A 22,544-nucleotide genomic window follows, 5' to 3' on the forward strand; every position below is an offset into this window, starting at 1 on the left:
GTAAATAAAAAAACCCCGGGCATTGGCCCAGGGTTTTTGATAAGGCAATCTTTAGGCGTTGTCGCCTTGGATCAGGAATGAATCCAGGTTCTCGCCGGCGTCCAGGCGTTCCTTGATGGCTTTGGGGGTACGGCCTTGGCCGGTCCAGGTGATGCGCTCACCGCCTACCATGATCTCGTATTTCGGCGGACGCGGAGCACGTTTCTTGCGCGGCTTGATGCCAACATCGGCGGCATTAAGGTCGTCGAAAGAAATTCCGGCCTGGGCCATCTGCTCTTGGATTTCCAGAATCTTGGCCATGCGCTCAGCATTCGCTTCTTGTTCCGCAGCGAACTCTTCTTCGCGCTCGGTTTTGATGCCTTGCAGCTTGGTGATCACTTCATCCAGTTCTTCCAAAGAAAGCTCTTTCACTTGGGCTTTCAGGCGGCGAGCGTGAGTTAAGATTTCCAGAAATTCGGTCATGGCCGTCTCCTAATTGTTAATTGCCGACCGCTTGTCAGCATGAATTCAGATAACAAAGCCGATACTAAACAATAAGATTGGGGGTGTAAACAGGCAAAGTGAGCAAATTGGGCTTATTCAGTGTTGCGGTATGGGAAGTGGGGATGCATTAAAATCGTAAGGTAGAGCTTAGCCTATTTACAAGTTACGGCCAGTTGTTACTATCCAAGCGTTGAGAGCTGTTCCCTGATTTCGTAGTTAAGGAAGAGAGTAGTATGTGGTTCAAAAATCTAAGCTGCTTCGTGCTGACAAAAGGGTTGGCAATCGACCAAGAAACACTCGAGAAGCAGTGCGGTGCCATGCGCACCGGTGAGTTAACCCGTGAGCAGGTAAGCAAGTGGGGGTTTATCAGTCCCTGGGGCGAAGACTCTGAACAGTTGGTTCATGCCGCCGACGGTGCATACCGGCTGGCTGTTGAGTACCAGGAAAAGATAGTGCCAGCGGCTATCGTCAATAAGCAGGTTAAAGAGCGCGTTCGTGAGCTTGAGAAGCGAGAGGGCCGGCCAGCTCGTAAGGCGGAGCGAGACGACTTCAAAGAGCAGGTGATCAAAACCATGCTGCCTGTGGCTTTTGTTCGTTCGAAGATAGTCCAAATGGTGATCCTGCCAGAGGCCAAGTTTGTGTTGATTGATTCAGCGGCGTCAGCGCAGGCCGAATCCGTTCTCAGTTTGTTGCGCCAGGCCATTGGCAGTCTGCCTGTTGTGCCACTGATGACCTCTGTATTGCCCGAAGAGCAGTTTAAAGAGTGGGTAGAGGATACTGAAGTGGAGCAGGGTAACTTGCAGCTGGTCGAGGACGTCCTGTTCAAGGCCGCCGAAGGAGGGGCTAGTGCCAAGTTCAAGGATGTACCATTTGACTCGGACACCGTTCAGAGTGCGATGGCCGGCAATATGGTCAAGCAGATTGGTCTGCAGTACGGGGAAGATTGCTCGTTCGTGCTCGATGGCGCACTGGTGTTCCGTCGTCTCAAGTTTGACGAATCACTGACAGCACAGAGTGACGACATCGACAAAGATGACGTGCTGGCTAAGACGGACGCAGACTTTGTGCTGTTCGTCGGAAGTGTGACCCAGATGCTCAATGAGGTTACCGAGGCACTCGGTGGGATTGACGCAGAGATCTAGGTTATGACGACAGGTTCACCTGTCGTTAAGCCAAAAAGTTATTCCATCATGCAGAGAGGTCCCTTGGAAAAAAGCGGGGCACCACCCAGTAGTAACAAACCATCATCAGAGGAGACCAGACTCTGTGGCCAAAAAGCTGACCCAGGACGTCATTGCAGAGTTCTATGCCCAGTTAATGCACCAAGGCCAGTGGATATACCAGAACTGCCTTGAGACCGGGTGTCCGGTCCTATACGTGGGGTCAGGTGCCGCACTTGAACGGTTCGAGTTGTTCACTCCCATACTGGCCAATCTGTGTCTGGAACATTTGGAGCAGCGCTGCAAGATAGACACCGCGGATCTTAGGGCCAGGCTCACGGCGTCCAGGGAATGGCCGCGGCGCAAGGCCATAGTCGCCGTCCTGGCTGAGGCCATGCAGCGGTTGCCGGCTGACCTGGCACGACGTATTCGCCAAGGTGATTGAACAACCTATTTGACATAATTATTGTTGTCCTGGGGCAGGCATCGTCAGTCGGTGTTTGCCTTTTTATTGTGCGTGGAGTTCTACCGTTGTGCTGGTACCATTAAGCCGTTATCACGACTTGGGGTAGACATGGAACGCACGCTCTTGAATGTGCAGCATTGGCTAAAGGAATCCGGGATCACTGATCAGCTTGTTTGGCACCCAGACCATGGAGAGGCCCTGGCAAAGGCATTGGGTAAACAGATAAGCAGCGCGAGAATATGGGACTCCGGAGTTAATGTGGTTTTCGGCTCTGCGGGCCAGCGCTACACGCAGAATTTTTACTGCAGCTTTGCTATGCAGTTGGTTCAGGAATTACCTGAGCTTAGCTACGGCCAGTGGCGGGATAGCATGTCGCTGGTGTGCTTGAATCAACCGGGGATGACCGAACGGATTTGGGATCACCTGGAGGAGTTCTGCGCCAATCGTCCCGAGCAGTCTGCTGGCCGCTTCAAGAATAAGGCACGTGACCGAGCACAATCCACAGTTTCCATTGGGGCCCTCTGGCAGCACTTCGCCAGCGCCGACGCCGGCGTGGATCCGTCCGATTTGCTACCGCCAAATGCTCTGAACCGGCTCCACAACCTGCGCGCCGTCGGCTGTGGAGTGCTGCTATTGCTGTGTTTGCTCCTGGGTTCGGTTGTTGGCGCGATGAGTTGGCTGTTCTGGGGTGTCATGGCGCCCGCGGCATTGGCACTCTACCTAACTACCGCTCGGATCCAGTGGATCACTGCAGAGGAGGCGTTGGCGCAGTTTAGTCCAGAATTGAGGCATTCTGCGGACTTATCGGATCTGCTGCACTGCCTGGCGCAGTACCAGGGCGGGATCAGTCCAGCGCAGCTTCGTGCGGTAAACACCATGCCGGTGCATAGGCTGAGGCCATTGGCCACATTTGTTAGGCGCCAAGTGACGGTTCAATCCAGCTAACGGTTTGACCGGTTGGGCCCAGTGGTGGTCGTGGTTGACCGTTAAACTTCACAGTTAAGTTGCGTTATTAATGTGAGTTCCTCCCTCGAGGTAAAATAGAGGTTGGAGGATTCACAATGTCAGTACGAAAAGAGATCTTCGGTCACCTAAATGAGGCCGACCAGCCCGGTTTACTTGAGGTTTTGCAGGCCACCGGGTGTAATACCGTGACGCACTTTGAAAGAGAGCGAATTTTTGAGGCAATTTACGAGGCCGCGCGGTTAAATTCCCGCACGACAGTTAGCCGCATGCGCTGCTCGGACTTTCTGCGTATGGCGCTTCCCGGTGGGATCCCGCAAAAGCTGGACCAGACCCGGGCCCTGGTAGAGGAGGGCACGCCATTCTCGTCCCTGCCGACATTGGACTTTAGTCACGACGGTCAGGGTAAGGCGACGGTGACCAGCCACGAGGGCCGCCACCGTGCCAAAGCGCTGATCGAGCGTTATGGGGATGATGCCGAGATGCTGGTCAATGTCACCAGCGTCAGTGGTGGTAACGGCGGAGCCATCCGCTTTGACCGGCAGTACGATGGCAGCTTTGATGATCTCGCGACTCGGGGTCAGGTCTTGCCGACGTTGCTGATCTCCCAAGATGGCAGCGAACGGATGCGGATGCCTGACAGCTATCTGTATCCGTTTTTGAGCAAAGCATTGCAGCAGGAGCAGGAAGGCCGCGGGCCGACTCTGCACTGAAACCGACAAAAGTATTATTTGAAGCCAGCGGGGCATCAGGAAATATGACTCAGATCCGTACTAAGAAGCGTGATGGCCGGCTTGAACCCATTGCGATTGAGAAGATCCATCGCGTGGTTCAGTGGGCCGCTGAAGGGCTCGATGATGTCAGCGCCAGCCAGGTCGAACTGTCTGCCAAAATCCAGTTCTACGATGGGATCCCCACCGAAGACATCCACAGGATCCTGACCAAGGCCGCGGCCGATCTGATCTCCGAAGACGCACCGGGTTACCAGCAATTGGCCGCACGCCTGGCCGTGTTCCAGCTGAGAAAAGCCGCCTACGCTCAGTTCACCCCGCCCACACTGTACGATCACCTGAAACGGATGGTGCGACTGGGCAGATATGACGCCAGCCTGCTGGAGCAATACAGTAGGGAAGCGTGGGATCACCTGGAGACAGTTGTTGAGCATCACCGTGATCTGGAGCTGGCCTACGCCGGCGTGACCCAGTTCGAGGGTAAGTACCTGGTGCAGGACCGTTCCACTGGCCAGGTGTTTGAAACCCCTCAGATGGCCATGATGATGATCTGCGCCACCCTGTTCATCGAAGAGAAGGACCCGGTTGCCCGGCTGCAGTGGGTGGAGCAGTTCTACCAGGCGCTGTCGCAAGGTAAGATCTCCTTGCCCACCCCCATCATGGGTGGCATGCGCACCCCGACCCGGCAGTTCTCCTCCTGCGTATTGATCGAGTCCGGTGACAGTCTGGCCAGCATCAATGCCACCTCCGCGGCCATTGTTGATTACGTCAGTCAGCGCGCCGGCATCGGCATTAATGGCGGTCGGATCCGCGGCGCAGGCAGCCCGATCCGGGGCGGTGAGGCGGTGCACACCGGTTGCATCCCGTTCTATAAGCATTTCCAGACCGCGGTGAAGTCCTGTTCCCAGGGCGGGATCCGCGGTGGCGCGGCCACCCTGTACTATCCGCTGTGGCACATCGAGGCCCAGGATCTGCTGGTGTTGAAGAACAACAAGGGGGTGGAGGCCAACCGGATCCGCCACCTGGATTACGGGGTCCAGCTCAACCGGTTGATGTATGAGCGGCTGCAGCAGGGCGGCAACATCACCCTGTTCTCCCCTGGCGATGTGCCGGATCTGTACGACGCCTTCTTTGCGGATCAGGCGCTGTTCCGGGTGTTATACGAGCGGTACGAGCAGCAAGAGGATCTGCGTAAGATCGTGCTCAAGGCTGAAGATCTCTTCATGGTGCTGGTGCAGGAGCGGGCAAACACCGGGCGTATCTTCATTCAAAATGTCGACAACTGTAATGACTTTGGCCCGTTCCGTGCCGAATTGGCGCCGATCAAACAATCCAACCTGTGTGCTGAGATCGCCCTGCCGACCAAACCCCTGCAGTACCCGGGGGATCCGGAAGGAGAGATCGCCCTCTGTACTCTGCTGGCCTTTAACCTGGGCGCCCTTGAGAGCCTGGATGAATTAGAGCACCTGGCGCGATTGGCCGTGCGGGGGCTCGACAACTTGCTCGACTACCAGAACTACCCGTTGGAGGCGGCCGAACGTAGCACGATGAACCGGCGACCGCTGGGCGTGGGCGTCATCAACTACGCCTACTACCTGGCCAAGAACGGCATGAAGTATTCCGATGGGTCCGCCAACGATCTGACCCACCGCACCTTCGAAGCAATTCAGTTCTACCTGATGCAGGCCTCCATGGAGCTCGCCAAAGAGCGTGGCCCTTGTCCGCTGTTCGGGGAGACGAAGATGTCGCAGGGGATCCTGCCCATCGACACCTACAAAAAACAGGTGGATCGCCACCATAACCAGCCGTTGCTGCTCGACTGGGAAGGGCTGAGGGCCAACATCCTGGCACATGGTGTGCGTAACTCCACCGTCAGTGCCCTGATGCCGTCGGAGACCTCATCTCAGGTGGCCAACGCAACCAATGGCATTGAACCGCCACGAGGTTTGGTTTCGGTTAAATCCAGCAAGGATGGGATCTACCGCCAGGTGGTGCCCGAGATTAACCGGTTGCGTGATCAGTATGAGCTGCTGTGGGACATGCCGGACAACGATGGCTATCTCGTGCTCTGTGCGTTGATGCAGAAGTTCGTTGATCAAGCTATCTCTGCCAACACCAACTACGACCCGGGCAAGTTCCCCGACGGTCGGATCCCGGTCAAGCGACTGCTCCGTGATCTCGCGTACTTCTACTCGCTGGGCGGCAAAACCCTCTACTACCAGAACACTCGCGACGGTCAGAAAGAGCACAGCGGTGCCGTCGAGTCCGCTCCGGTTGAGGCCATGGTCATCGAGGATGACGGCGACTGTGACGGCGGCGGGTGCAAGATCTAGCTTCTGTCGGGAGCTGAACCACTTCACCGGCAGTGCGGTACTGCCGGTGCCAATTCAACATAGAGCCGAGGGAATCATGGCCTATAGCGTGTTCGATGAAACCAGCAACAGCCCATTGGAGCAGCCGATGTTCCTGGGCCAACCGGTCAGCGTTGCCCGATACGACCAGCAGCGCTACAAGTTCTTTGAAGATCTGATTGAGAAGCAGATGTCCTTCTTCTGGCGCCCGGAAGAGGTCGACGTCAGCAAGGATCGGATGGACTTCATGATGCTGCCGCCAGAGCAGCGCCATATCTTCACCAAGAACCTGCAGTATCAGATCCTGCTCGATAGCGTCCAAGGGCGTTCGCCCAACGTCGCGTTGCTGCCGCTGGTGTCCTTACCTGAGCTGGAGACCTGGATTGAGACCTGGGCCTACTTCGAGACCATTCACAGCCGCTCCTACACTCACATCATCCGGAACATCGTCAATGATCCGGGTGAGATCTTTGATGACGTACTCAATGACCCCAAGATCCTGGCCAGGGCCAAGTCAGTCACCAAGCATTACGACAAGTTGTACGCGATGGGGTCACTGTACAACACCCTCGGCGAGGGGACCTACGACATCGACGGTGAACAGGTCGAGGTGAGCACCTTTGCGCTCAAGCAGCAACTGTACTTGGTGTTGGTGGCGGTGAACATTCTGGAAGGGATCCGCTTCTACGTTAGCTTCGCCTGCTCATTCGCCTTTGCTGAGCTCGAGTTGATGGAGGGCAACGCTAAGTTGATCCGCCTGATCGCTCGCGACGAACAGCTGCACCTGGTTGGCACCCAATACAAGCTCAACCTGATCCACCAGGGCAAGGAGGGCGAAGAGTTCGCCACCGCCGCAGAGTCCGTACGCGAAGAGGCGCATGAGATCTGCCGTAAGGCTGCGGAGGAGGAAAAGGACTGGGCCCGCTACCTGTTCAAAGACGGCTCCATGATCGGGGTGAACGAGGAGATCCTGTCCAGTTACATCGACTACATCATGGTAGAGCGAATGGAGGCGATTGGCTTTACTGCGCCAACCGGTGCCCCCAAAGCCAACCCCTTGCCCTGGATGCAGGCCTGGCTCGAATCCGACAAGGTCCAGGTTGCGCCGCAGGAGGTCGAGGTGTCCTCCTACCTTACCGGTCAGTTTGATTCCAAGGATGCGACGGCGGAGTTGGATGACATCGACTTGTGATCAATCCGGTCGCTAAAGCGGGCCCGGTAGGGCCCGCTTTTTTGTGGTGCACTAAGTGGTTGCCCAGTCTACGCTTTGCAGAAATGCCACCGGAGCATTCCGATGGAACTCTATTGCTCTCACTGCGACTACACAGATTTTCGAGAACTAGCAACGGATCACTGTCAGGGTGATGACCTCACCTTGTGTTGCCGCCGCTGCGGCATGCCGTACCTACCAGACCACTTTCAATTGGTCTCTTTGCGGGTGGATGATCGCCGGCCATTGGCAGAGGCGCAGCGGCTAATGTCCGAGTTAATGGAGCACCCAGTCTATAAAGAGCAGTCACTCCTCACCTTGTGGGATGGCCATCTGGTACGAGTACTGGGCGAGGTGCATCGGTTGTTGATGCTGGCCCAGGACAAAGCCGACAGAACTGACTAACTATTCAGTCAACTGCATTATATTCCAGGCAATCTGCTTACTGGCAATCACTATGAGTGCATGGTCAAGCAGATGGCAGGCAAGATCGGGGGGCACCCTGCCAACTGTGGCAAGATCAAGGGAAGTCCCAGTTGGAGATTCGCGTTTGTACTTTGGCGCCATTATGAGGAAAGGGGTGCTGTCACCGCGACATGGCGGCTCTGATGGTTTTAACCCCTGGTGGTTTGCCTTGTTGGCCATGGTCGCCTTGGCAATCCATGTACCGCTGTTCGCTGCAATGACTTTGTGGTTTGAGTCCGGCCACCCTGACAGCCATATCCAAACCTTCTCCGATGCCACCTGGGTCACCCTGATGGCCATCAGTACAATTGGTTACGGTGATCTGGTCCCGCTGACCCTGGGTGCACGGATCACCAACATCGTCGCGTTTGTCGCCTGTATTGGCTTTATGACGGTGCTGGGCCTGCCGTTCTATCTTCAGGCAGTATCCCTGATCAACAACGCTGTTCGCCGGCAGGACAGCCGCCGACATCATCTCGAGAACCGGCGCTACGCCCGCATGATCTCCCGCAGGATGGACCAGTACGACGATCACCTCGATCAGGTAATGAGCAAATTGGACCGGCTTGAGCAACTGATGGACAGGGAGGCCGTGAGGAACGAGCAAGAACAGAAAGACTCACCCCCAGCAAAATAATCTTTTGCTGAAACGTGGCTCGCAATAAAAATAATTAGAAGGGCGACATGAAACGAGCAAAATTTATCGGAACGGTTATTCAGCCGCTGGGGTTGAAAGGCCGCTTGCTATATCAAGCGGTGGACAACGAGCACTATATTCCCAGTGACGCTCGCGTACTCCGCGCAACCCCCAGCAGTGATAATGAAGTGCTGGGGGCAAGCGAATACGGCCGGGTGTATTCACGCCATCAGCCACAGGGCGCTGAGTTCGTCAGGCTAAGCCAAACCGGCGTTGAGCCGGTCGGTGTGGTAGTGGTAGATGACAGTGACCCGGTCCGTAGCAGAGAGGACCTGTTTGAACAGCATGGCGCCCCGAACCTGGTGTTCCTGGGTGTGACTGAGCCCACCTCCCACTACGACCGGCTGACCGTCTATGAGCCATGCGGTGGTGTCCCGGTTACCCCGGTAGGGGACAAGGTCGTACTGTTGTCTCCCTCCAGGCCGCCGGCCGGTACCGTGGTCATGGATGGATTGGGCGATGCCTACCTGGGTCACGGCAGTAACGGCGTCAACGTGTATAGCTTTGAGCAGATCCTGGCGGTGCTGATTGACGACATGGGGATGGGGGAAGAGGAGGCGATCGAGTATGCCTGCTTTAATATCACCGGCGCCTGGATAGGCGACAACACCCCGCTGATCATCACCGAAGAGCCGATCTACGATGAGTTGGAATAGGCATTTGAATTCGGTGAAGAGGCAAGGCATGCGTGCTTTGCCTCTTCTTTTGTTGCACAGAACTGGCCAACCAAACTTGTGCTTTTTATTTGCGTTAGGTCTGGCCGGCCATTTCCTTACTTCATACAACCTAAACTTCAGCGGTGGACAACTCTCTTAAAAAGATCCCTGTCTCACCCAACGAGCCTGACTATATCTCAATGACAGACAAGATCCGACACTAAAAAGAGAAAAACTCCCTCTTTTTAATAAACATTTGTTAACCACTTGTAGAAAGTCACCGGTAAGAGATTATTGCTAGCGTTAATTCCATTAACGGTGGCAAGTTAAATACCTCAACAAAGCCAATGGCCAAATGGATGTAATGGCTTTCATGGTCACATAGGGATTATCGGCAAAAAAGGAATAATCCACAGGAATTGGTGGCTACGGGCGGTCTCTGTCACTAGCGGGTTAGTCAGGGCAGGGCATTGTGCTGTGCATCAAGGGTGGTCATCGCGGGCTATCGAGCTCGAGCCTGGCTGGGTTCCTGGATGGGTATGAGGTTCAGCGGTAACACATTGTGGGGGTACAGGTGCATCTCGTAACAGGTCAGGCCAGCTGTTTTGTCGTTACCCTCGGACTGTGAGTGCAGCACTGGGATCACGTCATGCTGGTAAAGGATTTCCACCACCGGCGCCAGTTCACCTGCCACCAGCAGTGAAATCGGTCCGAGCAGGTGTCCGTCTGAGCCAATGAGATCATGCTGGAAGGGCACGGTAAACACGGTCGCGGCCTTGGGATCGTAAGGTCCGTCTTTCGTCGCATCGTGTGACACAGGCAGTTCCACCTGGAAGCCAGCGTTTTGCCAGGCCTGGCTACAGGCCAGGACCCGGTGCCACAGCGGCACTGAGCTGCCTGTGGGGTCATCTTGCAGCGACGGCATCAGCATGCGCCGCAGTTGCGCCATCACGGGTTGTTTCGCTAGGTTCTTGCTGGTGTAGCGGATCAGCACATCAATGTCGGCCGCCAGGGCCCGGTCAAACAGTTTCCGTTTTTGCGCTCGTTTGAACCACAGCAGCAGGAACTGGTTTTCAGCGTAGGTGGCCCGCTTGCTCTCACCATCAATGCGCGCCATTTCAAAGGCAATTAAGGCGGCGGTGGCCAGATCGTGTCGTAACGCCTGCAGGGGGCGTGGTTCAGTCATAACGGTCAACATTGGTTTCGGATTCAAAGGGGAAATTAGACATTAACCGCAGAGGATTCAACCTTATTACGGTCATTTTCAGACTTTGAACCAGATTGTTTGTCACCGCAAAAGTGGTCAGATCCGCCATAAAGGGTACTGTAGGGAACCAAAGGCCCTTCCACGGTGACACGTACCAAAATAAAACTATGTACAACAGTACGTTAGGAGGATGATGCACAACGAACCATCACCCGTAGCCAGTTGGTGAAAAGGTGGGCGCGTGGTAATCTTCTGGTCGTTATCTGGTCGCGGATAAAGCAGTACGCGCAGTGTTGAAATGGATTCACACATGCTCAGGCAAGCTCGAATGACACCGCTGTTGGTGTTGCGGGCAGGGTTAGCGGTACTTGACCGGTCAAGGAATGACCGGGGAGGGGAAAGGATGTCTCTGAGATCGATTTACTGGTTGGTGCCGCTGTCGCGGGCCAGGGAACACTGGGAGCAGTTTCTCCGCCGTGATTGGGAGATCCAGTACCTGGTGATCGGGTTATTCCCAACCATGTTGGCCGGATTGGCGTTACTGATTTATTTAAGCCCATCCACCACCCAGGTCGCGGTGTGGTTGTTGGCGGGAACGGCGCAATTGCTGGTGCTGCGTGGCTTTGTATTGCTGCGTCGCGACGGTTTTTTGCAAAGCGCTCTGGATGTCACCGGCCTGGAAGACGAAACGCCGTTGCCACAGCAATGGGAGGAATTGAGCTTTATGCTCAAGGACGACGATGCGGCCACATCCGGAGTTAATAAGACTCAAGGCCCTGTTAATAAGCTACAGATGACCGCTTTGGCGTCTATGAAATTAGACAAACACCGTGACGAACAAGCCGACAAACAAGCCGCATAATATCCACTAAGATTCAATTTATACCGCGTACAAACTCGACTTTGTTCGCGGTTTTTTATTTTCAAATATCGATTCAGCCTGCCTGTTCTTTATCCTGACATAGCCACAAGATCGCTTCATCGTAGCTGTCCAAGCCTTCCCTGGCCATGGTACTTTGCAGCACCGCCAAGGTCTGGGTCCGCAGCGTCATCGAGGTGATCTGTTTATCGATTCGGTGGCGATGACTGCTGTAGCGCTTGCGTAGGGTGCGGATCTGATCGGCATCGGCGAACGCCAGGCACCAGCAATTGACCTGGTGATCGGCTTCGGCAGCTGAGCAGTTTTCCAGCTGGGCCAGCAACCGTTCGCCGCCGGCCAGGATCTGGTCGGGTGTGAGTGTGCCAAGCCGGCTCAGGTAAGCGGTGGGTCGGGTCAGGACAAATCGCACGAACTCGGCATCGAGCAAACGGGCATTGCGGGCGGCCATGGGTCCCTCCTGGGAACATCAGATGACGGTACCGGTCAGAACGGTGACCGGCAGATACCCCCCCTTTATATCCCATGTGATACCAGCCAAACAACCTCTTTTCGTGCATCATGACCCGTCCTAACCACCTCACAAACGTGGTATCGCATGTGACACCTAGTGCAACAAGCCCAATTTTTTGCCTATCTACTGTCGTATTAGTCGCATAATACGACAGTAACTCAACCGCATAGCCCGAAACGCCCCCTGAAATAGGGTAGTGCGATGAGAAAACCCCGATTTAGCCGATATTTCCCCCTATCGGTACCGGCCCCAGCGCGGCAGTCGGCCCGGTGTTGATCGTACAGGCCCCTGGCGCCGGCCGGCAGCGATGGGATCGGTGGGCCCCGGGCCGAGGATCGCCCGGCCTTGTGAACCGTTCACAACATACACGCATCGGCTCGCGCCGACGGTTGAGCAGTCCGAGATCTTGCCCGGGCCCGGGCGGGGATCACCGGCCGCCACTGTGAACCGTTCACAAACGTTAAGGCCTGGCCGTGGCGTTGTGAACCGTTCACAACCAGCTGGCTGACCCATGTTTCTGTGAACCGTTCACACACGGGGGGGGTGATCATGGCCATGGGGTTGGTGGGCTGTTCTGCCAGCCGGGCCCGGATCCGGCAATGCCGGCTCCGAATTGTGAACCGTTCACAACGGTATATTCCGGGCCTTTGTTGGTCGGAGTGAGCGGGGGCGGGTGCACTCGGTGGCGGCTGGATCCCGGCGAACCACTCGCGTACCCTGTGGCCGTAATTACTAAGAGACCCTTGCGCATGAACCTATCCACCGGCACCGAGCAGTCCTGCCCCGACAACCCTACCGAGTGGCAAACCGGCACCCTGGCCCAGTGGTGTGAGTTGACCGGAAGGGATCCGCGGATCAGCACCGTGGTGTTTGACCAGGCATTGTCCCGCCAGTCCATGCGTTGCGGCCGGGCCAGTCGGGTGGAGAACGAGTTGCTCAGTTGGGAAGCCGCCCGGCCCTGGCGGGTGCGGTTACTGGATCTATGCGGTTGGCGCGACAGCCCGGAGGATCACGAGCACCTCTGGCACGCCCAGCTGATGTTCCAGGTGAACTGGGCATCCTGGGTCCATATCGTTGCCGATCACCAGGAAGGGGACCGGTTGTTCGACACCGGTTTTCTGCCGGCAGAGTTGGTCGACTGGTGCAAGAGCGCGCAGCCTGATCTGGAGATCTGGTATCAGATGATGATGGACGAACTGCGCGACGATAATTTAATCCCGCCGCCCAAAGTTTAATGAGTAAATAACAAAAACGCTCTGTTTGGGTGCCAGTAAAATAAATCAAAAATACGGTTGCAGGGGCAATTTCACCGGATTAGACTAATATTAGTCACTGTGGAGAACCCCCTTGAACGAATTACTTGCCCCTGCAGGTGGTTTGCCGTCCGTGCTGTCCGAGCCGGTTACTTTGGCGCAAACACTGGGCAGCGATGGCCAGCGTATCCGCGACCGCCTGAATCAACTACTGAATAACCCCAACGCCGATCCTAATGATATCGCGCAATTATCTCGGCAGCTGTATGAGCAGTTCATTGCCAATAATGAGCGCTACGCCGATAACACCTGGAAAACCTTGCGAAGCGCCTGGGGCACCTTTGAGTCTTGGTGTCAGCAGGACCGTATCTGTCCGTTACCCTGTCAAGCGGATCGCTTTATTCAATTCCTGACCGAGCGCTGCCAACAATATAAGAAAGGCGTGGTTGAAGTGTTTATCTGGGCGGTGCGCACCGTGCACCGCGCCGCCGGCTTGCCGGATCCCTCCGCCGACTTTGAGGCCCAGTCCGCCATGGCGGTGCTGCGCAAACAGCGTCGTCGTGACGGCGAGACCGTGCGCCAGGCCAGTCCGTTTCGCGATGCGCACCTGCAGGCGCTGTGTCAGTGCTGGGCTGAAGACCAGGGCCAGAACCTGCGCAACCGGGCGCTGCTTAGCCTGGCCTACGAAACCCTGCTGCGTGAGTCCGAGCTGGTGGGCGTGAAGGTGGAGGATCTGATCTACGAATTCGACCAGCCAGTGCACCTGTTCGTGGCGCGCACCAAGACCGGCACCCAGCGAACCATTCCGCTCAATGACCAGTTAGTGGGGCTGCTGGAGCAGTACATCGAGCAGTACCAGTTGGGGCAGGGCGACTGGCTGTTCCCGCGGATCCACGCCAGCGGCAGTTTGCCTGAGGCTTACCGGGACAAAGCACTGAGCACCAAGGCGGTTGAGCGGGTGTTCGCCCGGGCTCACCAGGTGGTGGCCAGCGCCGAACCGCGGTTGGTGCGGGGGATCCGCCGCTGGTCTGGGCACTCTGCCCGGGTCGGCGCCTGCCAGGATCTGTTGGCCAGCGGTGCGTCAGTGCTGGAGGTGCAGCAGGCAGGCGACTGGCAGTCGCCAGCGATGGTGTACCGCTACGGTCATAAGATCCTGAGCCGGGAGAACGCCATGGTGAAATTCCGCGCACGCTAATCATTCATTCCTTAATAAAAAGGGCGCCTGTCGGCACCCTTTGTTCTTTCGCAAATAATTACGGGTGAACCTCATCTTTGTCATTTTGTTCAGCAATAAATTCACTCTTCTTGTAAATCACCACGGTGCTGGCCATCAAATCGTGCCAGCCACGCTTTTGTTTATCAAAACCCACCCAGATATAACCGAGCATAAAGAACACGCCGGAAATAAAGTAGCCCAGGTAGCGAATTATCCATTGGTAGGTCGACGGGGCGCCACCGCCTTTGGCGTCAATGATTTTAATGCCAAGCATCAGTTTGCCGGGGGTCGCGCCACGGCTGGACCAGAATACAAAGGTGATCACAAAGGCCAGCATCCCCGCGAAGGTCTGAATAAGGGCGTAGCCCCCTTGGGTATAATCCAGGGCAGGAATTAAGAAGAACAGCAGGGTACAAATAAGCACAGAATCAATCAATGAGGCAAACACACGGACCCAGAAGCCGGCGTACTGGTATTGAGACATGAGGATGATTTCCTTCTTGTTATAGTCTGCCCATTTTACCATGTGGCCACCAGGGCAATGCGGGACATGATTGGGGGTGGGTGTCACTCGGGCTTTGGGGGTGGTGCAGAGCACCCCTCTGGTATGTAGGAAACAAGGCCAATTGAGCGGTGGTGGTTGACTCACCCTATTCGATGAAAAGGCCGATGGGTCAGGTTGGGGTTGGGTATCATGGGTCTAAAAAATGGAGAATGTCGTGGCCCTTCCCAGTCCAAGAACCCCTGATGAGCAGCCAGCAATACTCGAACACTTCACGACAGCGAAGGCTACGCCCTAGTGGAGCATGAGGCGAGACGTCCGAACGACCGCGGACGATCAGTGTTGGACGGAAGATCCCGAGTATATCTGGATCTCCGGCAAACGTTTTGATCGCTACTTCTGTCCGCTTGAGCTCGTTCAGGGCATCTCGATGTTTGCCCTCTATCCGCTCTTGGGCTTTGGGAAATTGCCTCTATGGGAGGTGATTTTAGGTACTGCGGTAGGCCTTGTCCTGCTGCGGCTTGGGGTGCTTTATCTGCAACGGGTCCTGATCCACTTTGGTCAAGGCACCTATCGGGTCTACAACCCGTTGCTGGGTTGGTTTGGCAAAGGCGAAACTCACTCATGCTTGCTCAGTGGGGTCGGTGCCATTGAGATCTCCCGCTGGGGCAAACTGAGGTGGGGTGAGAGTCAAGTTCATCTGTGCTACGACGTCTTCCTGGTACTGAAGAACGGCGACAGGGTTCACGTCTTTGTGGCTGGCACCCATGCCAAAGCAGATAAGCTGGCTCGGGAGCTCGCATCGAGGCTAAGCCTGCCGCTGCTCAGCTAAATCTGTCTGGTTACGGGTCAGAAATACCCTTCCGGAGCCCAAGGAATGGGGAGCTCACAGCACCCAGGGGTGTGCGGGGCCAGGGTGGATATCATAGTGAAAATGATTGGGGAAAGGCATGAAAATGGTAGCGCCAGGCAGTGGTGATGCGCCGACGTCACAGTCGAAGGTTGAAATCGATGACCCTGTTGCAAAATTAATGAGCAATGGGCCGGCAGGTAATAGTTTTACCCCTAATCGGTTACTTGGGTGGAAAAAGACACCAAACTCACTGTTCATCTCTAATAATTGCGTGGGCTACGTATTTAGGGTGGTGATGTTTGTTGCCGGCGCAGGGCTGTTTTACGCGGTGTTCATTGCTAGAGCGGAGCCGGTACCTCTCTTGTATTCCCTGATGGCATTGCTGATATCTGCAGCAATGATGCTAATCGCCCTGTTTGGCCATAAGCAGGTGTCTTTCCGCTTTGTAGAAGGCACCTACAGGGTATACGACCCCGTACTGGGCGTCTTCGGGAAGGGGGAGATCCGATCCGGCAGCCTGTCCGAGATCTACGCCATTCAGCTCTACCGCAGTCTGCGTACCAGTGATAGTGGTACCCGTACTTTTCGCTATTACTCCTATGAGGTAAACCTGGTTATGCCAACAGGGCAGCGTATCTGCGTGTTTTACTCAGGCTCGCAGGATCAAGTTGAAGAGCTGGCGAGCTTGTTGTCTAAGCAGCTAACGTTACCAGTCTGGAAGTCATATTGATTCACGATTGCAGTAGATGGTACCTGGGTGATCTACTCATTCAAAATCCGATGTTTTTGTTGTTCGTATTCTGTTGAGGTGATGGCCTCACTGTCTCGTAGTTGCTGCAGTTTCTCAAGCGCATTAGCTCTGTCCAGCGGATTGCTTGCTGGTTGATTGTGGGGCGGGTGATAAAAACTCTTGTATTGGGAGATAGCTTCCTTGTCGGTAATTAGAAAGACATAAACAAATATGGGTGGTAACAAACAGCAGAGCAGTGGCCAAGCAAACACATTTCTTTGCGAAGCTACTGCTACGCGATACACCAAATAAGCAATGGTCGCGGCATAAGCCCAGGAAACCAGCTGTATCCATGAAGATGGTTCCTGATCAACGCCCTCATAATAGATAGCCATGACGCCATGTATAATCAGGAAGAAAAACGGAGTCAATGTTAGATATAGGGCTAAAAACAAATTCTTTTCCCTATACCTGGCCACGAAGCCAGATCTTCTCATGACTTTGTAGCTGATAAATACAAGAATTGGTATAAGCAAATATAAAAAAAACGTCATCACGACCCCCCCCTATGATTACCAATGAAGTTGCTACCGAGCAGGGCTTTGGCAATGGAAGTTAAGCAGGATCATGCACAATTGCAGCCCTTGTGAGTGGATGGGAGCAATCACACTGCTACTTCGTCCGTCATGGCTAAGGGTAGAGGTTCAATAGCACCCTGTCGGTAGTTCGCTTGTCATAAGCCTATGATTGAACTATCTCTTGTGCTATCGCGATTGAGGCAGGGATGGGGAGTTTATGCGCACTGATGGGTGGTCTGACGGCTTCAAGTGGGTCATGGACGTGATCAAATCCATTTTGGTATTTGGTTTGGTGGCAATGATAGCGACGCATACGGTGGACAGGGATCAGACCCGTAGAGAGATGAGAAACTTGTTGGCCGAACGGGAGATCAGTTCCCTAGGACGCGCAGCTGAACGACTTTTCCTAGCGTCTGACAACTACTTCGCTGTGGCCTATGACTCCAGTGCGGGAAATCCGCAATCCAAGCGAGCCGATTGGAGTCCGAGTTGTGCAGACGGTCAAATTCTCGCGTCCAGCAAGGACCGTTACGAAAACGCATACTATGACGAATTCGACCGGGCTTTACAGGATATAGCCGGTAGATATCCTTCGCTGGAGCCTTTAGTAATGCACGTTGAGGAGACCAATAAAAATATGCATGAAAGTTGGAAGGACTCTGACAAATGGGATGAATTTAAGGGTTATCGAGATGAAACGCGCGCCGCTGTTGGCTTGCTGGTAGAGGCCTTAAGGGAGTCCGAAGATACCTGCTGGGACCGTTTTTTGGAAAACCCTGGAGCGACTGTCAGCGCGCGGGATTGTGCATCTGAAGTCACCAACTCATCATTATATCCAGCCATAGCTAGTAAATAAATTTGAACCACGGGAAAAACAGTATTTGATGTGCTAGCAAGCCATCTGTCTGTCCTGGCTTGCCTTATTATGACACCTGATTGCTCCCGGCAAGTCTGACCTTTTAACAAGTTCCTATCGCGCCTTTAAGTCACATCCGCGCACCACCTATCCTATTTACAGTCAGCACCAGACAGGACCACGTATAAGCCCCCAGTATTAGGCCTAACCATAGGACCCCGTTGACCGGTGCTAGGATGATTGCGCCAACGATCAGCCAGGGGATCCAATCGAGGTAACCGAACAAGCTTATCAGGTCCCGCTGCAACCGGAAGTTAATCGCTTGCGCCTCACTGGCAGTGGTTTTTTCGATCCCACAGAGGGCGTTGCTCACTGAGCTGGTGGCGCAGCGGGTGATCAAGAATCTGCTGGCCACTGTTATGCCCCCCACCAACACCAGTGCGAGTAGCCCCAAAGACAGGTTCCATGAGGAGTGTGATTCGTTCGGCGTGCCCTGGATGGGTAAAGGGTCGCTGCCCCAGTCCGCAATGGCAAAGCCGGCGTAGCAGAGGGCTATCACAAAGGCCGGCCGTACTATGGCGTGTTTCGACCAGTTCTCAGCCTTGGCAGCCTGGGAAAGCACATCAAGCAGGGTGTTCTGATTTAACAGCAGTGCTTTGAGCATGCCGGTGGTAACCAGGCACTGGATGGCGACCGCGAGCCACAGGGTGGGCTGCTGGGTGCCAAGGTGCATGACAATGACCCCCACCACCAGCGACAACACGAACAGTTGAGGGTACGAGCGAGTATGGTCTTTGAGTTGGGTATAGGTCATCGGTGTCGCATCATCTGAGCGTTGCCGGTTATGGCCGGCACAGGGATTGATCTTACAGCGTTGTCGTCGCTGGTCTAGCAGGGGCCTGTCTGGCAGGCGACCGCCAGCAGAATGATCCTGCGATCATCATGTTTGGAGGGCCGGTTTGGTAGCGGAGGCCGCGTGTTTCGTGGGCGGGTCCAATCGGTAGATCACCAAAACGGTCATCACCAGGAAGACCCAGTTGTAGGCGCCCAGGGCCAGGCCCCCCAATAGTGTTGCCGGTACCGGCGTGAACAGGAACACCACTACCAGAGCGGCCCATCCCCACTTGTCGGTGTGTCGAATGCTTCTGGTGACAATGTACAGCACGTGCTTGCGTAGGTGCTCAAAGGCTTCGTCATTCATGCCTTCCCGGCTGGCCACCGCGGTGGCGACGGAGTATGCGCAGGCGCGGCGAATGGCAAATCGAAGGCCCAGAGTCACTGCGCTTATTGAAAGGAGCACAAATGCCCAGTTGGGGAGGCTTAGCGTCATTGCGGCTTCCCCCATGCCGTCAGCATTGCCGGCATGATTAAAGCTGACATGGGCAATTGCAAAGCCCAGGTACACAGCAAAGCCTGCCGTTACGGCAATCATGACCCCGTGCTTGGACCAATTCTCCTTATCTAACCCTTGTTGGACTGCCATCAATGCGGTGCGCCGGCGGGCCAGAAGGGTTGAGAGCACCCCAACGGACAAGCCAAATTGCAGCAGTAGAGAAACCCACAGGGTAAAGGCAGAGAACAGGCAGACAGCTGTGACGCAACCGCTTGCCAGGCACAGGGCCACCAGCTGAGGGTGGGTGCGGGTGTATTCGTTTAACTCATCAGAGAATAAGTTCATACTTCAATTTAAAACAATGCCTTGCAACGATTGCACTCTATCATGGCAGAGGAGCAGATTCGACAGTGCTGTACTGTCATTGGCGGGTGTTTGCCGCGTGCTGGGTAGTGGGCGGGCGGGTCCTCTGGCTGTGAGTTCGTCCGGGGGTCCCGGATCCGCCCCGAGGCTTGCCGGACCGCGGTAAAATTGAGGTAAACCCCAAAAGAGCGTAATTAATGATGCGCCCACTTACCGTCAATACCCTGGTGGACATTGCCAAGCACTCAGACAAGGTGCTCAAGTTGGCGCTGTACCTGATCGAGTCAAGGTCTGAATTGCTGTGCTCCAAGTTGGCAGCGGTGGATGCCGAGACGGATCCGGTTGAGGCGCTTGAGGCCTTTCATGCCGATCTGGCCAAAACGGTTTTGTATGCCGAGAAGGCTTACCAGTTGCTGTCCACCATTAATCCCAATCATGACGTTCTGCATATGAAGGGGCCTGAGAAGAACCTGGTCAATCTGTTCGGGGATCGCTACGACATAGGTCACCGTGAAATTGACTTCGGTACCTTCAAGCTTGGCCTCTATTGGGACTTTGACCGGGAGATCATCAAAGAGCAGATCCTGCACAACGTGCTCGGTCTTTCGGGCGCAGACTATGAGCGGCTCTACAAGAACCGCAACAAGATTTGGCAGCTGAACGACAAAGAGCTCTTTACTACTGACGACAAGGTGCGTTTTCTCAGTGTCTCCGCTGACTACGAGAAGCACCGTAGTGTCATCGACAAGATCCGCCAAATCGGTACCGAATTCATTGAGTACCGCACGGCGTTGCCCAGGAAGATGCGAGACAAGATCGACAACGAGGTCACCGGCGAGCGGGCCATGATCGACAGCGTGGTAAAAACTTCCACCTACATCTCAAAAGTGGAGGGGCTGGAGCAGGTTTCTGGCAGTCATAAGAAAGAGCCCCAGTTGGTTGCCCGCATCAAACGCCAGATTGATGAGAGCAGCGCCATCGAGGCTATCGAGATCGATAAGGACGCCTCTCTGGAGGCCATCGCCAATGCTCTCGACCAGATCCGGGACCTGAAATTCGACCTCCACAAGCAAGTGATCTTCAAGGTGCGTAAGCTTGGTAACTACAACGCAAACGGCCTTTACAGCTCGAACTACCATATCGTCGCCGTTGACATCAAAAACCCAGGTGCCCTGGTGCACGAGTTCATCCATGCTGTGGATCTTAACCGTGAGGGTTACAGCTGGGACCCTCAGCGGCAGAACGTTGTCGGCACCCTAGTGGCTGAAATGGATGAGGAGGCGCTACGGGAGGTTTGCGGCAACAAGCGAGCTGCCTATTACCTCAACCCCAAAGAGGTGATCGCCCGGGCCGGCGAGATCGCCTATCTGCTGCAGAAATTTGACTACCAGCAGGGGGAGTCGATGGAGCAGTTTGCTGGGCGAGTCCGTAAGGCCGAGCAAGAGCGTGATTGTCCGTATGACATCGTGCCGGTAAAGCCCATCGACACCTACCTGAATAACCCGCACATCTACTTCAACCTGTCGGAGATCCCACTGTCTAAGCTCTCGCTGGTCAAAGGTTACTATGAGAGCTTTATGGGCGTGGATGGCGTCGAGCCCAGGCGCAACACCACCCTACAGGTGCACTCGGAAGGCCAAACCGTTATCGGTGAGAAGCCCGCCAAAGCAAAGTATCAGTTGCGCTCAGTTTCGCTGTTCTCGCCGGATTCATTGGGCGAAGCGCTGCGGTACAACCAACGGCATGGCGTGATGGACCAGGGTGACTTTGTTGAAGCGGTAATTAAGCAGAAGACCCATGTTGGCCGAACCACGCAGCGACTTACGGATGAGGTCTGGTGGTCTCAAATGAAGGCCCTGCACCAAATGTGCGAATTTATTAGGGAGGTTGACGATCCCTACTTGAACTACCGGTTCCTGAAGGCCTATTTGGTCAATTGTCCCAGGATTGATGTGCGGCCCACAGAACAACTAGACAACTACTTGTCTCCTGATGAGTCCGCAAAAGGGCAGATTGATTATGATCGTAACGACATTTTGATGGCTATGTTGCGCGAGCCCATTGCCTTGAACATCGAGGATTTTAATAAGCAATATCAGGGCGAAATTGATCGACTGAAGTCGGAGTTGGTAGAGGCAGAACGTAAGTCAGACCTGATTGACTATCGTAATAGCCCTGGAGAGTACCAGAAGCAACGCGGTGAAGTTTGGGAGCTTAAAAAGGATCTCAAATCAGCAGAGCTCAAGCCCGGGATGGCCTTAAGGAACGAGATGAATAAGGCCGTACCTGAACTGCAACAGCGATACTTGTACATGCGGGCCGAGAACTTCTTGGAGACTAAGTCCAAGAAAGTGGGTCGCCGCAGAAGTTACTCCACCAGCATACTCAACCGGGCTGCCACGGTTCGGATGAACAAGGAGATGAACAGGTTATGTAGGGACATTCTGCGAGGAGCAAAGGTAGAGGAGATGCTAGGCTACCTGGAAAAGGAGGATCTTCTTTGTGTCCAGCTACTCCAGGACAATTCTATTCGGGCGCAGTTGCCGCCAGGTGATGAGGAGCGAAAACAGTTCGACCTGTGGCTAACCGCGGCAATGTTGGAAAACGGTTTTATTGATGGTGTGCTGGATAATCTGGACAGTCACATCATTCGAGGACCTGAGCCTGACGATCAATATCATTGCCTACATCTTATCCCTGAGTCTGTTTGTGAGAAAACGCAAGACCTGCTGATGATGGCGTGGAACGGCGGGGCAGATGAGCGTGCCGTGTATAGACAGATCCTGGTAGAACAAACACCGTCAGTCCATCATTTCCGGCAAAAGGCGCTTGAGCGCAAACAGGCCGAGGCCCGGGCAGCCCTGGGGCCGGTGGTCACTATAGAGGCCAAGGCAGAGGCGGCAGAGCTCACCGAAGCTACAGCGGGTGCACCAGAGCCGGCCAGCCGAAAGCCTGAGCCGGAACCGGAGCATGTGCGAGTTGCAGACAAGCGGCCTCTCAAAAAGGACGACCAGCTGGACCTGTTCTAGCCGGGTTAGGCTGTGAGCCCCTGGGAACAAATGCGGGCCGTACCATGTTGA

22 protein-coding genes are annotated in these 22,544 nt (G+C 54.9%); 15 read left to right on the plus strand and 7 right to left on the minus strand.

The window, feature by feature from the left end:
* Nucleotides 1-51 precede the first annotated feature (51 nt).
* A complete protein-coding gene (locus BUC04_RS09750; protein ID WP_067655128.1) occupies nt 52-462 on the minus strand; it encodes an H-NS histone family protein in 411 nt (136 codons plus the stop codon).
* 254 nt (nt 463-716) lie between these two features.
* On the opposite strand from BUC04_RS09750, the gene BUC04_RS09755 reads away from it, so the two are divergent.
* The 8 genes from BUC04_RS09755 to BUC04_RS09795 all read left to right on the plus strand — a co-directional run bounded on the left by BUC04_RS09755 (nt 717) and on the right by BUC04_RS09795 (nt 9,182).
* Nucleotides 717-1,625 (plus strand): recombination-associated protein RdgC, encoded by a 909-nt coding sequence (locus tag BUC04_RS09755; protein ID WP_067655126.1) that lies wholly within the window; start codon nt 717-719, stop codon nt 1,623-1,625.
* Nucleotides 1,626-2,217: 592 nt separating this feature from the next.
* Nucleotides 2,218-3,054: a hypothetical protein gene (locus tag BUC04_RS09765; protein ID WP_143165660.1), complete on the plus strand. Its 837-nt coding sequence runs from the start codon at nt 2,218-2,220 to the stop codon at nt 3,052-3,054.
* A gap of 116 nt (nt 3,055-3,170) precedes the next feature.
* Nucleotides 3,171-3,785 carry a hypothetical protein gene (locus tag BUC04_RS09770; RefSeq protein WP_067655119.1) on the plus strand — a complete coding sequence of 205 codons (615 nt, stop codon included), beginning with the start codon at nt 3,171-3,173 and terminating at the stop codon, nt 3,783-3,785.
* Nucleotides 3,786-3,829: 44 nt separating this feature from the next.
* A complete protein-coding gene (gene nrdA / locus BUC04_RS09775) occupies nt 3,830-6,136 on the plus strand; it encodes a class 1a ribonucleoside-diphosphate reductase subunit alpha (RefSeq protein ID WP_067655116.1) in 2,307 nt (768 codons plus the stop codon).
* A gap of 76 nt (nt 6,137-6,212) precedes the next feature.
* Nucleotides 6,213-7,346, plus strand: coding sequence for a class Ia ribonucleoside-diphosphate reductase subunit beta (gene nrdB, locus BUC04_RS09780; protein ID WP_067655113.1), 1,134 nt, complete (start codon nt 6,213-6,215; stop codon nt 7,344-7,346).
* A gap of 285 nt (nt 7,347-7,631) precedes the next feature.
* Nucleotides 7,632-7,769 carry a hypothetical protein gene (locus BUC04_RS23930; RefSeq protein WP_159437683.1) on the plus strand — a complete coding sequence of 46 codons (138 nt, stop codon included), beginning with the start codon at nt 7,632-7,634 and terminating at the stop codon, nt 7,767-7,769.
* A 163-nt stretch (nt 7,770-7,932) separates the two neighbouring features.
* Nucleotides 7,933-8,466 (plus strand): potassium channel family protein, encoded by a 534-nt coding sequence (locus BUC04_RS09790; RefSeq protein WP_159437684.1) that lies wholly within the window; start codon nt 7,933-7,935, stop codon nt 8,464-8,466.
* Nucleotides 8,467-8,513: 47 nt separating this feature from the next.
* Nucleotides 8,514-9,182 carry a hypothetical protein gene (locus BUC04_RS09795; RefSeq protein ID WP_143165661.1) on the plus strand — a complete coding sequence of 223 codons (669 nt, stop codon included), beginning with the start codon at nt 8,514-8,516 and terminating at the stop codon, nt 9,180-9,182.
* A 502-nt stretch (nt 9,183-9,684) separates the two neighbouring features.
* Here BUC04_RS09795 and BUC04_RS09800 read toward each other — a convergent pair.
* The gene (locus tag BUC04_RS09800; protein WP_159437685.1) at nt 9,685-10,368 is read right to left on the minus strand and encodes a DUF2913 family protein; all 684 of its coding nucleotides are present in this window, start codon (nt 10,366-10,368) and stop codon (nt 9,685-9,687) included.
* 424 nt (nt 10,369-10,792) lie between these two features.
* Here BUC04_RS09800 and BUC04_RS09805 point away from each other — a divergent pair, with 424 nt between their 5' ends.
* Nucleotides 10,793-11,251 (plus strand): hypothetical protein, encoded by a 459-nt coding sequence (locus BUC04_RS09805; protein WP_143165662.1) that lies wholly within the window; start codon nt 10,793-10,795, stop codon nt 11,249-11,251.
* A 73-nt stretch (nt 11,252-11,324) separates the two neighbouring features.
* Here the strand turns inward: BUC04_RS09805 and BUC04_RS09810 are convergent, their stop codons facing one another.
* Nucleotides 11,325-11,717 (minus strand): hypothetical protein, encoded by a 393-nt coding sequence (locus BUC04_RS09810; protein WP_067655090.1) that lies wholly within the window; start codon nt 11,715-11,717, stop codon nt 11,325-11,327.
* A gap of 812 nt (nt 11,718-12,529) precedes the next feature.
* On the opposite strand from BUC04_RS09810, the gene BUC04_RS09815 reads away from it, so the two are divergent.
* Both BUC04_RS09815 and BUC04_RS09820 read left to right on the plus strand, forming a co-directional pair.
* Entirely contained in the window at nt 12,530-13,015 is a 486-nt protein-coding gene (locus BUC04_RS09815) for a hypothetical protein (RefSeq protein ID WP_067655088.1), read from the plus strand.
* 112 nt (nt 13,016-13,127) lie between these two features.
* Nucleotides 13,128-14,228, plus strand: a complete 1,101-nt coding sequence (locus BUC04_RS09820) for a tyrosine-type recombinase/integrase (RefSeq protein WP_143165663.1) — start codon at nt 13,128-13,130, stop codon at nt 14,226-14,228.
* 58 nt (nt 14,229-14,286) lie between these two features.
* Here BUC04_RS09820 and BUC04_RS09825 read toward each other — a convergent pair whose 3' ends face one another.
* Nucleotides 14,287-14,733, minus strand: coding sequence for an RDD family protein (locus tag BUC04_RS09825; RefSeq protein ID WP_067655084.1), 447 nt, complete (start codon nt 14,731-14,733; stop codon nt 14,287-14,289).
* A gap of 322 nt (nt 14,734-15,055) precedes the next feature.
* Between BUC04_RS09825 and BUC04_RS09830 the strand changes: the two genes are divergently transcribed.
* Both BUC04_RS09830 and BUC04_RS09835 read left to right on the plus strand, forming a co-directional pair.
* On the plus strand, nt 15,056-15,583 hold the full coding sequence (locus tag BUC04_RS09830; protein WP_067655081.1) for a hypothetical protein: 528 nt from the start codon (nt 15,056-15,058) through the stop codon (nt 15,581-15,583).
* A gap of 118 nt (nt 15,584-15,701) precedes the next feature.
* On the plus strand, nt 15,702-16,334 hold the full coding sequence (locus BUC04_RS09835; protein WP_067655078.1) for a hypothetical protein: 633 nt from the start codon (nt 15,702-15,704) through the stop codon (nt 16,332-16,334).
* A gap of 32 nt (nt 16,335-16,366) precedes the next feature.
* Here the strand turns inward: BUC04_RS09835 and BUC04_RS09840 are convergent, their stop codons facing one another.
* Nucleotides 16,367-16,888 carry an SHOCT domain-containing protein gene (locus tag BUC04_RS09840; protein WP_067655076.1) on the minus strand — a complete coding sequence of 174 codons (522 nt, stop codon included), beginning with the start codon at nt 16,886-16,888 and terminating at the stop codon, nt 16,367-16,369.
* Between the two features lie 241 nt (nt 16,889-17,129).
* On the opposite strand from BUC04_RS09840, the gene BUC04_RS09845 reads away from it, so the two are divergent.
* On the plus strand, nt 17,130-17,768 hold the full coding sequence (locus BUC04_RS09845) for a hypothetical protein (RefSeq protein ID WP_067655073.1): 639 nt from the start codon (nt 17,130-17,132) through the stop codon (nt 17,766-17,768).
* Nucleotides 17,769-17,898: 130 nt separating this feature from the next.
* On the opposite strand, the gene BUC04_RS09850 is transcribed toward BUC04_RS09845, so the two are convergent.
* A complete protein-coding gene (locus tag BUC04_RS09850; RefSeq protein WP_067655070.1) occupies nt 17,899-18,582 on the minus strand; it encodes a hypothetical protein in 684 nt (227 codons plus the stop codon).
* Between the two features lie 126 nt (nt 18,583-18,708).
* Nucleotides 18,709-19,446, minus strand: a complete 738-nt coding sequence (locus tag BUC04_RS09855; RefSeq protein WP_067655068.1) for a hypothetical protein — start codon at nt 19,444-19,446, stop codon at nt 18,709-18,711.
* Between the two features lie 215 nt (nt 19,447-19,661).
* On the opposite strand from BUC04_RS09855, the gene BUC04_RS09860 reads away from it, so the two are divergent.
* Nucleotides 19,662-22,493 carry a hypothetical protein gene (locus BUC04_RS09860; RefSeq protein ID WP_067655065.1) on the plus strand — a complete coding sequence of 944 codons (2,832 nt, stop codon included), beginning with the start codon at nt 19,662-19,664 and terminating at the stop codon, nt 22,491-22,493.
* Nucleotides 22,494-22,544: the final 51 nt, after the last annotated feature.

The organism is Ferrimonas marina, from assembly GCF_900129905.1.
Taxonomy (GTDB): domain Bacteria; phylum Pseudomonadota; class Gammaproteobacteria; order Enterobacterales; family Shewanellaceae; genus Ferrimonas; species Ferrimonas marina.